Source organism: Mycobacterium sp. 1423905.2 (assembly GCF_001673155.1).
Classification (GTDB): Bacteria; Actinomycetota; Actinomycetes; order Mycobacteriales; family Mycobacteriaceae; genus Mycobacterium.
This window is the reverse complement of record NZ_LZLE01000233.1, coordinates 16891-28886: the sequence shown is the minus strand read 5'-3', so window position 1 is coordinate 28886 and position 11996 is coordinate 16891. Positions and strand designations below refer to the sequence as shown.

Here is an 11996-nt window from a genome sequence, read left to right as displayed (position 1 = left end):
CGCTACGCGGATCACTGCCGAGGTCGGTGGCCGCGCCGGTGTTGAAGGTGAGCGGCCGGGCGAAGGTGCTGCGCAACATGGCGGCCACCCAATTAGGCATTCCAGCAGAGGTTTTCGACGTGGTGGACCTGGCGCCCACGTTCGTCTCCGACCGGACCCGAACGGCGTTGCGCGGCACCGGTATCGAGGTACCCGAGTTCAAGACGTACGCGCCCAAGCTGTGGCGCTACTGGGCGGAGCACCTCGATCCCGACCGTGCGCGGCGCGGCGATCCACAAGGGCCGCTCGTGGGCCGGCACGTCGTCATCACCGGTGCGTCCAGTGGTATCGGCCGGGCGTCGGCGTTGGCCATCGCCGAGCGGGGTGCGACGGTTTTCGCGTTGGCCCGCAACGCCGATGCGCTCGACGAACTGGTCGCCGAGATCCGCGCGAAGGGCGGGCAGGCCTACGCTTTCACCTGCGACGTCACCGATTCGTCGTCGGTGGAGCACACCGTCAAAGACATCCTGGGCCGCTTCGACCACGTCGACTACCTGGTGAACAATGCCGGCCGGTCGATCCGCCGCTCGGTGGTCCACGCGACCGACCGGCTGCACGACTACGAACGGGTCATGGCAGTCAACTACTTCGGCGCGGTGCGCATGGTGTTGGCGTTGCTGCCCCATTGGCGGGAGCGCCGGTTCGGCCATGTGGTCAACGTGTCCAGCGCCGGTGTGCAGGCCCGCAACCCGCAGTACAGCTCGTACCTGCCGACCAAGGCCGCGTTGGACGCGTTCGCCGAAGTGGTTGCCTCCGAGACGCTCTCGGACCACATCACGTTCACCAACATCCATATGCCCCTGGTGAAGACGCCGATGATCGTGCCGTCTCAGCGGCTCAACCCGGTGCCCGCCATCAGCCCCGAGCGCGCTGCGGCAATGGTGGTGCGGTCACTGGTCGAAAAACCGGCGCGCATCGACACCCCGTTGGGAACGCTGGCCCAAGTCGGTCACTACTTCGCCCCCCGCACCTCTCGCCGAATCCTGCATCAGCTGTACTTGGGCTACCCCGATTCCGCTGCCGCGCGGGGTCTTTCGGCTTCGGGAACCACCCGGCCCACGCGTCGTCGACCCAACCGACCGGCCCGCGTCGCCGCGGCGCGCGTGAGTGTGCCGCGACCGGTCAAACGGCTGGCCCGGTTGGTGCCCGGGGTGTACTGGTGACCCGCTAGTTGCGGGTCGACTCGTCGATGTAACCGGTGTCGGACCAAGCACGGCGGTGCGTATCGTGGCCGCGGTGACCGCCGTTTTCGCAGACGTCGACACCGGCATCGATGACGCGCTGGCGTTGATCTACCTGCTGGCTAGTGCCGACGTGGTCGGCATCGCGTCGACCGGCGGCAACATCCCGGTGGATCAGGTGTGCGCGAACAACCTCGGCCTGCTCGAGGTGTGCCGCGCCCCGGACATTCCGGTGTCCAAGGGCGCCGATCAGCCGCTGCGCGGGCACTGGTCGCAGCGGGCAAGTGTGCACGGCCCCACCGGTTTAGGCCACGCCACCTTGCCACCCACCGAGCGCCGGCTCACCGACCACGACGCCACCGCCGCGTGGATAGCCGCGGCGCGCGCGCATCCCGGCGCACTGACCGGGGTGGTCACCGGCCCGTTGACCAACCTGGCCCTGGCGGTGCGCGCCGAACCGGCGTTGCCGACGTTGCTGCGGCGACTGGTCATCATGGGCGGCACCTTCGACGAGCACGTCGACTCGGCCGCCGAGTGGAACATTCGCGTCGATCCCGAGGCGGCCAGCGAAGTCCTCGCCGCCTGGACCGGACAACAGCGCCTTCCCGTTCTGTGCGGACTGGACTTGACCCGTCAGGTCGCGATGACCCCGGCCATCCTCGACCGGTTGGCGTCGGCCATGGGCCGGTCGGTGTTGACCGACTTCGTCGAGGATGCGCTGCGATGCTACTTCGAGTCGCACGGCGACCGTGGATACGGCTACCTGGCATATCTGCACGACCCACTGGCGGCCGCGGTGGCACTCGACCCGGAGTTGGTGTCGACCCGCACCGCGACGGTGACCGTCACGCTGAGCGACCCGCGCGGCCGGACGGTCGCCGACTGGTCGGGAACCCCGGAATCCAACGCGGAGATCGGCATTGGCGTGGACTCGGCGGTGTTCTTCGACCGGTACATCGACCGGGTCGGACGGTTCGCGCGGACGGTACGGGCGGATTCTTCATAGCGCGGTTTAACAACAGGTGTCCGAGGTATTCGGGCCAGGTGAGGAGTATGCGCGAAAGACGGCGCGACGCCGACCCGGTGGCCTCGGCTGCTCGGCTGCTCACCACGACCGGCGTCTACCTGATGCACCCGCTCGATTCGATGCGCAGCCTGGCGGTGGATGACGCCGCGTGGACCGAGTTCAGCCGTCATTGGGAAGAGTTGGCGCCCGACCCGTATGCCGCCGAGCTGGGCATTCAGCGGCTGCGCCGCTACGGCCATTACTCGTTCCGCAACGGAACCTTCACGCCGGTGGCCAATCTGTCGTTCGTGCAGCCGCAGGACTCCAACCCGCTGTACATCGGCCGCGACCGCCGATTCGAGCCGCTGACCGAGGCGTTCGCGAACGAGCCGTTACTGCATCGGTGGCTCGAGCTGCTGGGCGGACTGGCGGAGACCCTGGACGAGGTGGAGGAGTGGACCGTCAAAGTGCATCCGTTCCGCGTGTTGTCGTCGGCCGACGGTCAAGGCCTGCCCACCCCGGAGGGGTTGCATCGCGACGGGGTCACGCTGGTCAGCTCCCTGTTGATCAATCGGTGCAATGCGACCGGCGGGGAAAGCCTGGTGTGTGACCTCAACGGGCGCCGGCTGCTGACGGCCACCCTGGCCGAGCCCGGGACCTGCATGCTGGGCGATGATCGGCGCACCATGCATGGGGTGTCACCGGTCCGTCCTATCGATCCGGCGGCTCCGGCCGTGCGTGACGTCCTGGTAGTTACCTTCGCGTCTGGGTAAGAGCCGTTTGGCACCCCACGCGTCGGGTACGCGGCGGGCTATGCCATTCGCCGATTATCAGACCGAGCTGTACCGACAAGGGCAGGCCGGCCGTCAGCCGCAGTTCCCGATCAACTTCGCCGACCTGGAGGCCAAGGCCGCCGCCGCGATGCCGCCCAAAGTGCTGGGATATGTCGCCGGCGGCGCCGGGGATGAACACACCCAACGAGCTAACATCGAGGCCTTCAAACGGTGGGGGTTGTTCCCGCGCATGGGAATTGCCCCCGCTGAGCGGGACATGTCCATCGACCTGTTCGGCATCAAGCTGCCCTCGCCGATCTTCATGGCGCCCATCGGGGTCATCGGCGTGTGCGCCCAAGACGGGCACGGCGACTTGGCCGTGGCAAGCGCGTCGGCGCGCACCGGAGTGCCCTTCTTCGTCGGCACGTTGACCTCCGACCCGATGGAAGAGGTTGCCCCCGAACTCGGTACCACCCCAGGCTTTTTCCAGCTATACACACCGCCGGATCGTGAGATGGCGGCCAGTCTGGTACACCGCGCCGAAGCGGCCGGCTTCAAAGGCATCGCGGTCACCCTCGACACCTGGGTGACCGGGTGGCGGCCCCGCGACCTGAGCGGGGGCAACTATCCGCAGGTGCCCAGCGGCTGCTTGAGCAACTACACCTCCGATCCGGTGTTCCGCGCCGGTCTGCAACCGGGTGAAGACGCCACCGAAGCGGCGGTGCGCAAGCTGCCGATCTTCGGCGGCCCGGTCCGGTGGACAGACGTCGAGTGGCTGCGTTCCGAAACGCAGCTGCCGCTGATGGTTAAAGGCATCTGTCACCCCGACGATGTGCGGCGCGCCAAAGACCTTGGCGTGGACGGCATTTACTGTTCCAACCACGGCGGCCGGCAAGCCAATGGCGGGTTGCCGACCCTGGACTGCCTACCTGGCGTGGTCGAGGCCGCCGACGGAATGCCGGTGCTGTTCGACTCGGGGGTGCGCAGCGGCGCTGACATCATCAAGGCGCTGGCGCTGGGAGCCACCGCGGTGGGGATCGGCCGCCCCTACGCCTACGGCCTGGCACTCGGCGGTGTGGACGGGGTGGAACATGTGCTGCGCTCGCTGCTGGCCGAAGCAGACCTGATCCTGGCGGTCGACGGATATGCGTCGCTGAAAGAGCTGACGCCCGAAGCGCTACAGCGGGTGGAATACGTCGACGCCCGTATCTATTCATAACTTCCCTCCAGATACCAGCGGCGCTGGCGATAACACAGCAGCAAGGCACGCTCGCTTTCCAGCAGCACTTGAGCCCGCGCGGTGCGCCCCTTCCCCAGGTCGGGATCCCACCACCGCTCGTCGACCGACCACGGGCCGGCCCACCAGCGCAGCGGCTCGTTGCGCCCCCGCACGGTCATCCGCGCCGGGTCGGCGGAAAACAGGCCCCGACTGGTCACCCGTACCGGGTCTCCTTGCGCGTCAAGCAAATCCACTGGGTCGTCGAGCAGCACCGCCGGTGCGGGATCGGGCAGTTGGCCGGGCCACGGCTGCGTGGGGTCGGCATGCGGCACCGGTTCGTCACCCAGCGGAGTCAAGGTGATGCGTTCGGCCGGTCCCCGGCCGCCGGACAACACCGGCACCTGCACCGCCTCCGGGCCGAGCAGGCCCTGCACCCGCACCAGCGCGCGCCGGGCCCGCAACCGGTCCTCCTCCCCGAGCCCACCCCATAACGGCAACTGCAACGCCTCGGCGGAGACCACCTCCACCGCCTGCAGACGCAGCAATGTCACCGGCGCATCGAGGGGCCGGCCGCTGGCGATCCGATTGCTCAACCACCCGTCGAGTTGCCAGCGCACCCGGTCGGCGGTGGCGTCCTCGGTCAACGGCTCGGCACAGCGCCACACCCGGCTCAGCTCGTCGCCGCTGGCGGTGACGGCGTGAATGGCCAACCGAGTGCAGCCCACTCCGGCGGCCAGCAATTCCTGGTGCAGGGCGGCCGCCAGCGAGCGACCGGCGAACGCGGCGGCGTCGACCCGGTCGATCGGCGGATCACAGTCCAGCACCGCTTCGAGGTCCGGCGGCGGCTCCCGCCCGGACGGGGGCCGTTCGGGTTCACCGCAGGCGAATCGGTGCGCCGTCACCGCGTCGGCGCCGAACCGGGACGCCACATCGGTGCGGGCCAGCGCCGCGAACTGGCCGATGGTGCGAATCCCCATCCGCCACAACAAATCCGTCAGCTCTTCTCGCCCCGGGCCGGACAGACTGGGCTCGGTGGCGAGCTGGCGGATCGACAGCAGTGCCAGAAACCGTGCGTCCTGCCCTGGCTCCACGACCCGGCCGGCCCGCGCGGCGAAAACCGCGGTGGACAACTGGTCGGCGATCCCCACCTGACATTCGGCGCCCGCGGCGGCCACCGCGTCGATCAACCGCTCGGCCGCCTGTTGCTCGGAGCCGAAGAAGCGGGCCGCCCCGCGCACCGGCAACACCAACAGTCCGGGGCGCAACACCTCGGCGCGCGGCACCAGATCGTCGACGGCGGCAATCACCCTTTCGAAGAAACGGGCGTCGCGGTCGGCGTCAGCGGGTGCGACGTGCAGGTGTGGACACCGGGCCGCCGCCTCCCGGCGGCGCAACCCGCGTCGTACGCCGGCCGCGCGCGCCGTCGCCGAGCAGGCGATCACCCGGTTGGCCAAGGTGACCGCGATCGGAGCCGTCGGCGGCTGGTCCGCGGCCGCGGCCGCCGCGACCGCGGGCCAGTCCATGCACCAGATCGCCAACACCCGAGAAGGTGCCATCACACTTATCCGGTCCGGGCCCGGCCGAGCGGGCGTCCTCCCGCACAGCCGCTGATCTGCAGCCGCACCCCACTGATCCGCCCGAATCCGGGAGTGGGTGCGCCGCGGTTGCCCGCGGTGATCTCATAACCGCAGACCCGGGCCTCCAGCCGCGTCGGCGCCCCTTCCCAATCGCCGTCGGTGATCAGCAGGGTGCAACCTTTATGACGCGCCCGGGCCACCACCGCCCGCGCCCGCGTGTGCGTCACCCGCCGCCCGCCCAGACCGAGCACCACCAGATCCATGCCGTCGACGAGCACCGCGGCCACCTCCACCGGATCCGTTCCGGGATCCGGTATCACCGCGATCCGGCTCAGATCCGCCCCCATCTCCGCAGCCGCCAAGAGTCCGAGGGAAGGCTGACCGACGATTGCGGCATTGCCTCCGTCCGCCGTCACAGCAGCCACCATCTGCAACATCAGTGACTTTGCTCCCGATAGCACCGCGACCGATCCGCGCGGCAATTGCACCGGCCCTACCGCCGACGACTCCGGCAACAACTCGTGGGCGGGAGTGACGGGAACCGCGGACGTCTTTCCGGACATCCGCTCGGACACCGCCGCCATCTGCTTGCGGAGCAGTTTCAGCTGTTCAGTACGATTTTCCTGGTGTGGCCCGGAGGCGAAAGCCGCAGTCATGACCAGCCTCCCCGTCCCACCGATTGCCCGACTATTTTCGAATGTATGTTCGACTGATTCGAGTAAACACCTGCCCTCCGACAAGCGTCAAGACACGTGAGAGGCTGCCTGGTGCGGTCGCGGATGAACCCGTTACTGATGTTGCTGATGCTGTGTTCTGGGAGCCTTGTGGCGTCGGTTCCGGCCCTCGCTGCCGATGAATGTCAACCGGCGGAACTGTTCGCCACCGACGACACCGCCGCACTCCCCGCGGCCGATCCCCCGGCCGACGACTTGACGGTGTTCGAGTGGGAAGCCGACGCGACGCTCACCCGCACCGGCGCGGCGGTGTCGGGATCGACGTTGGTCGACGGCGTGTTCTGGTCGGACCAGTCGCACCAGATCAGCACGGAGCGCTCGCGCGAGTTCCACCTGTGCGTCGACGACAAGTCCACCCTGCATACCGCCGCCGCGGCGGTGCGCGATCAGTTCCATCAGCAAGCGGTGCTGACTTTCGTTTACCTGTCTCCGCAGGCACCGGAGGCCGATGCGGCCATTCTCACCGTGCCCGACGTGGATCTGGCGCGCTTTCGCGCCGCCTTCGCCGCCGACGCCACCGCACAACACCGACTCCTGGGCGGATCGGTCACCACCGGCGATCACACCCTAATCCTGGTGGCCGCCGACGACGACCTGGACCTGGCTCGCCGCCTTATCGCCGCCGCCGGCGGCAACTCCCCCGCTATCGCCTACGGCAAGCGCGAATTCGTCTGACGCTCAGGGCTATTCCCACTCGATGGTGCCGGGCGGCTTGCTGGTGATATCCAGCACCACCCGATTGACCTCGGGGACCTCGTTGGTGATCCGGGTCGAGATGCGTTCGAGCACCTCGTAGGGCACCCGGGTCCAGTCGGCGGTCATGGCGTCCTCGCTGGACACCGGACGCAGCACGATCGGGTGACCGTAGGTGCGGCCGTCGCCCTGCACCCCGACCGAGCGAACGTCGGCCAGCAACACCACCGGGCACTGCCAGATCTGCTTGTCCTGCCCGGCCGCGGTCAGCTCCTCGCGCGCGATCGAATCCGCGTGCCGCAGGGTCTCCAACCGCGCCGCGGTGACCTCGCCGACGATCCGGATGCCCAGGCCCGGGCCCGGAAACGGTTGGCGCCCAACGATTTCCTCCGGCAGTCCCAGCTCCCGCCCGACCGCGCGCACCTCGTCCTTGAACAACAGCCGCAGCGGTTCCACGAGAATGAACTTCAGGTCGTCCGGCAACCCGCCGACGTTGTGATGACTCTTGATGTTCGCGGTGCCACTGCCCCCGCCCGATTCCACCACGTCCGGATACAGCGTCCCCTGCACTAGAAATTCGACCTCGGAACCGCTGTCGCCCACCACATCTCGGACCGCACCCTCGAACGCCCGGATGAACTGCCGACCGATGATCTTGCGTTTGCCCTCGGGATTGGTCACCCCCGACAGCGCGTCGAGAAAGGTCTTCGCCGCGTCGACGGTGACCAGATTGGCCCCGGTGGCGGCCACGAAGTCGCGTTCCACCTGCGCGCGCTCACCGGCGCGCAACAACCCGTGGTCGACGAACACACACGTCAACCGGTCCCCGATGGCGCGCTGCACCAGCGCCGCGGCCACCGCCGAGTCCACCCCACCGGACAACCCGCAGATCGCATGCCCGTCACCGATTTGGGCGCGTACCTGCTCGACCAGCGCGCTGGCGATGTTGGCCGGCGTCCACTGCGCGTCAATCCCGGCGAAGTCGTGCAGAAACCGGCTCAGCACCTGCTGTCCGTGCGGGGTGTGCATGACCTCCGGGTGGTATTGCACGCCGGCCAGACGGCGGCTCGCCGCCTCGAACCCGGCTACCGGGGCGCCGGCGCTGCTGGCTACCACCTCGAAACCCTCCGGCGCGGCGGTAACCGCGTCGCCGTGACTCATCCACACCGGCTGGGTGTCCGGCAGACCCGAATGCAGCTCGCCGCCAAGGACTTTCAACTCGGTACGGCCGTATTCGCGGGTACCGGTCCGGGCGACGGTGCCGCCCAGGGCCTGCGCCATGGCCTGAAACCCGTAGCAGATGCCGAACACCGGCACACCCAAGTCGAACAGCGCCGGGTCCAGTTGAGGGGCGCCTTCGGTGTAGACGCTGGCCGGCCCGCCGGAGAGCACCACCGCGACCGGGTTGTGCGCCTTGATCTCAGCCACGGTGGCGGTGTGCGGAACGACCTCGGAAAACACCCGCGCCTCGCGCACCCGGCGGGCGATCAATTGCGCGTACTGCGCACCGAAGTCGACCACCAACACCGGCCGCGGGGAGGCTGATTCCACGGACCGAGTCTAGTGGCTGGCGCCGAACAGGTTTGCCCCCTGCGCCCGAACGGGCATGGTGAACTGTAGAGCCGGAACCATCTGAGAGAAAGAGGTCCACCGTGCTAGGTCTGCCCGAAAAGGTGCACGCTTGTCTGTTCGACCTGGACGGGGTGCTGACCGACACTGCCAGCGTTCACACCAAGGCCTGGCAGAACATGTTCGACGACTTTTTGAAGCAGCGCGCCGAGCAAAACGGCGAGGAGTTCGTGCCCTTCGACCCGGACCAGGATTACCGCGAGTACGTCGACGGCAAGAAACGCGAGGACGGCGTCCGGTCGTTTCTGGAAAGCCGCGGCATCGAACTGCCCGACGGGGACCCGGACGACTCCGGCGACCAGGAAACCATCTACGGCCTGGGCAACCGCAAAAACGACATGTTCCAGAAGGTCCTGCACGACGACGGGGTCAAGGTGTTCGACGGATCCCGGCGCTACCTGGAGGCGGTCAAGGAGGCCGGACTGGCCGTCGCGGTGGTGTCGTCCAGCGCCAACACCGGCGAGGTGCTGAAAGTCACCGGGTTGGATCGGTTCGTCCAGGAGCGGGTGGACGGGGTGACGCTGCGCGAAGAACACATCGAAGGCAAACCCGCACCCGATTCGTTCCTGCGGGCGGCCGAACTGCTGGGTGTCGAACCGGACGCCGCGGCCGTGTTCGAAGACGCATTGTCTGGCGTAGAAGCGGGGCGGGCCGGTAACTTCGGCGTCGTGGTGGGCGTCGACCGGGTAGGCCAGGCCGACGAACTGCGCAGTCACGGCGCCGACGTGGTGGTCTCCGATCTCGCCGAGTTGCTGCAATCGTGATCTCCGAAGACACCTATCCCGTAGAGCCCTGGCAGATCCGGGAAACCAAACTCAACCTGAATGTGTTGTCGCAATCCGAGTCGCTGTTCGCATTGTCCAACGGCCACATCGGCCTACGCGGCAACCTCGATGAAGGTGAGCCGTACGGCCTGCCGGGCACCTACTTGAACTCGTTCTACGAGATTCGGCCGCTGCCCTACGCCGAGGCCGGCTACGGGTATCCTGAGGCCGGCCAAACCGTCGTCGACGTGACCAACGGCAAAATCATCCGGTTGCTGGTCGGAGACGAACCGTTCGACGTCCGCTATGGCAAGTTGATCGACCACGAACGGACGCTCGATCTGCGCGCCGGCACCCTGACCCGCGTCGCACACTGGTGCTCCCCGTCCGGCAACCAGGTCAAAGTGACCTCCACGCGCTTGGTGTCGCTGGCCCAGCGCAGCGTCGCGGCGATCGAATACGTCGTCGAGGCGATCGACGACTTCGTCCGCGTCACCGTACAGTCCGAACTCGTCGCCAACGAGGACCAACCGGACACCTCCGACGACCCTCGAGTGTCGGCCATCCTGGAAAACCCGCTGGAAGCCGTGGACCACGAAGGTGACGGTTGTCGAGCGCTGCTCATGCACCGCACTCGCAACAGTTCGCTGATGATGGCCGCCGCGATGGACCACGAGATCGACGTGCCCGGACGCGTCGAAGTCAGCACCGACGCACGCGACGACCTGGCCCGCACCACGGTGATCTGCGGGCTGCGACCCGGCCAGAAGCTGCGCATCGTCAAATACCTCGCCTACGGCTGGTCCAGCCTGCGGTCCCGGCCGGCGTTGCGGGATCAGGCCGCGGCCGCTCTGCACAGTGCGTGCTACAGCGGGTGGCAAGGACTGCTCGACGCGCAACGGGCCTACCTCGACGACTTCTGGGAGAACGCCGACGTCGAGGTCGAAGGCGACCCGGAGTCACAGCAGGCGGTGCGGTTCGGGCTGTTCCATCTGGTGCAAGCCAGCGCGCGCGCCGAACGCCGCGCCATCCCCAGCAAGGGACTCACCGGCACCGGTTACGACGGGCACGCCTTCTGGGACACCGAAGGTTATGTGCTGCCGGTGCTCACCTACACCCTTCCGCACGCGGTCGCCGACGCGCTGCGGTGGCGGGCCTCGACATTGGACCTGGCCAGGGAGCGAGCCGCCGAACTGGGTCTGGCAGGAGCGGCGTTCCCGTGGCGAACGATCCGCGGTCAGGAATGCTCGGCCTACTGGCCGGCCGGCACGGCGGCCTGGCACATCAACGCCGACATCACTATGGCGTTTCAGCGCTACCGCACCGTGACCGGCGACAACTCGCTGGAGAAAGAATGCGGGTTGGCCGTTCTCATCGAGACCGCCCGGCTGTGGATGGCACTGGGCCACCATGACCGCCACGGAGTGTGGCACCTCGACGGGGTCACCGGCCCCGACGAGTACACCGCGATCGTGCGGGACAACGTGTTCACCAACCTGATGGCCGCGCACAATCTGCGCACGGCCGCCGACGCCTGCGCACGCGATCCGGACGCCGCGGCCGGGTTGAACGTCGATACCGAGGAGATGGCGTCTTGGCGGGATGCCGCCGACGCCGCGAACATCCCGTACGACGAGGACCTGGGGGTCCACGAGCAGTGCGAGGGATTCACCACGCTCGCCGAATGGGACTTCGAAAACAACACCGACTATCCGCTGCTATTGCACGAGCCGTACGTCAAGCTTTATCCGGCTCAGGTAATCAAGCAGGCCGACCTGGTGCTGGCCATGCAATGGCAGAGCCACGCGTTCACGGCCGAACAGAAGGCCCGCAACGTCGACTATTACGAGCGCCGCATGGTGCGCGACTCGTCGTTGTCGGCCTGCAGTCAGGCGGTGATGTGCGCCGAAGTGGGTCACCTGGAACTAGCCCACGACTACGCATACGAGGCCGCCTTGATCGACCTGCGGGACCTGCATCACAACACCCGCGACGGCCTGCACATGGCCTCGCTGGCCGGGGCGTGGATCGCGTTGGTGGAAGGCTTCGGCAGGCTCCGCGACGACGAGGGCATTCTGTCGCTGGATCCGCAACTGCCCGACGGCATCTCGCGGCTGCGGTTCCGGCTGCGCTGGCGTGATTTTCGGGTGACCATCGACGCCAACCATGACGAGGTCACCTACACCTTGCGCGATGGCCCCGACGGCGAGTTGACCATCCGGCACGCCGGCGAAGAGGTCACACTGTGCACGGAGTCACCGACGACGTTCGACGTACACAAGCGTGAGGCGATGCTGCCGCCGCCGCCGCAGCCGCCCGGCCGAGAGCCGTTGCGGCGCAAGACCCTCACGCGCCCGGTGAAAACCTGACGCGAGAGTGAC

10 protein-coding genes are annotated in these 11996 nt (G+C 67.8%); 7 read left to right on the top strand and 3 right to left on the bottom strand.

Going from position 1 to position 11996, the window contains the following annotated elements; all coding sequences use genetic code 11:
• The 4 genes from A9W95_RS15020 to A9W95_RS15005 form a co-directional block, all read left to right on the top strand.
• The coding region (locus A9W95_RS15020) for an SDR family oxidoreductase (RefSeq protein ID WP_082983111.1) at positions 1-1202 on the top strand (1202 nt) is incomplete at its 5' end.
• A 64-nt stretch (positions 1203-1266) separates the two neighbouring features.
• Positions 1267-2226 carry a nucleoside hydrolase gene (locus A9W95_RS15015; protein WP_156746218.1) on the top strand — a complete coding sequence of 320 codons (960 nt, stop codon included), beginning with the start codon at positions 1267-1269 and terminating at the stop codon, positions 2224-2226.
• A 47-nt stretch (positions 2227-2273) separates the two neighbouring features.
• On the top strand, positions 2274-2999 hold the full coding sequence (locus A9W95_RS15010) for a 2OG-Fe dioxygenase family protein (protein ID WP_067414078.1): 726 nt from the start codon (positions 2274-2276) through the stop codon (positions 2997-2999).
• A gap of 40 nt (positions 3000-3039) precedes the next feature.
• Positions 3040-4218, top strand: a complete 1179-nt coding sequence (locus A9W95_RS15005) for an alpha-hydroxy-acid oxidizing protein (protein ID WP_067414075.1) — start codon at positions 3040-3042, stop codon at positions 4216-4218.
• On the opposite strand, the gene A9W95_RS15000 is transcribed toward A9W95_RS15005, so the two are convergent.
• Both A9W95_RS15000 and A9W95_RS14995 read right to left on the bottom strand, forming a co-directional pair.
• Positions 4209-5777, bottom strand: coding sequence for a DNA polymerase Y family protein (locus tag A9W95_RS15000; protein ID WP_156746217.1), 1569 nt, complete (start codon positions 5775-5777; stop codon positions 4209-4211). The genes A9W95_RS15005 and A9W95_RS15000 overlap by 10 nt on opposite strands.
• A gap of 2 nt (positions 5778-5779) precedes the next feature.
• Positions 5780-6451, bottom strand: coding sequence for a hypothetical protein (locus A9W95_RS14995; RefSeq protein WP_067414072.1), 672 nt, complete (start codon positions 6449-6451; stop codon positions 5780-5782).
• A gap of 168 nt (positions 6452-6619) precedes the next feature.
• Here A9W95_RS14995 and A9W95_RS14990 point away from each other — a divergent pair, with 168 nt between their 5' ends.
• Entirely contained in the window at positions 6620-7204 is a 585-nt protein-coding gene (locus tag A9W95_RS14990; RefSeq protein ID WP_253851665.1) for a hypothetical protein, read from the top strand.
• A 9-nt stretch (positions 7205-7213) separates the two neighbouring features.
• On the opposite strand, the gene guaA is transcribed toward A9W95_RS14990, so the two are convergent.
• The gene (gene guaA, locus A9W95_RS14985; protein WP_067414067.1) at positions 7214-8773 is read right to left on the bottom strand and encodes a glutamine-hydrolyzing GMP synthase; all 1560 of its coding nucleotides are present in this window, start codon (positions 8771-8773) and stop codon (positions 7214-7216) included.
• 101 nt (positions 8774-8874) lie between these two features.
• Here guaA and A9W95_RS14980 point away from each other — a divergent pair, with 101 nt between their 5' ends.
• Together A9W95_RS14980 and A9W95_RS14975 are read left to right on the top strand one after the other, a co-directional pair.
• Entirely contained in the window at positions 8875-9615 is a 741-nt protein-coding gene (locus tag A9W95_RS14980) for a beta-phosphoglucomutase family hydrolase (RefSeq protein ID WP_067414064.1), read from the top strand.
• On the top strand, positions 9612-11984 hold the full coding sequence (locus A9W95_RS14975; protein WP_067414062.1) for a glycoside hydrolase family 65 protein: 2373 nt from the start codon (positions 9612-9614) through the stop codon (positions 11982-11984). Before A9W95_RS14980 ends, A9W95_RS14975 begins: the two co-directional genes overlap by 4 nt.
• The last annotated feature ends 12 nt before the right edge of the window (positions 11985-11996 follow it).

What these genes read in the sequence shown, in the direction of transcription:
- A9W95_RS15010 (WP_067414078.1), top strand. Translation starts at nt 2,274, where the DNA reads ATGCGCGAAAGACGGCGCGACGCCGACCCGGTGGCCTCGGCTGCTCGG.
- A9W95_RS15005 (WP_067414075.1), top strand. Translation starts at nt 3,040, where the DNA reads ATGCCATTCGCCGATTATCAGACCGAGCTGTACCGACAAGGGCAGGCC.
- A9W95_RS14995 (WP_067414072.1), bottom strand. Translation starts at nt 6,451, where the DNA reads ATGACTGCGGCTTTCGCCTCCGGGCCACACCAGGAAAATCGTACTGAA.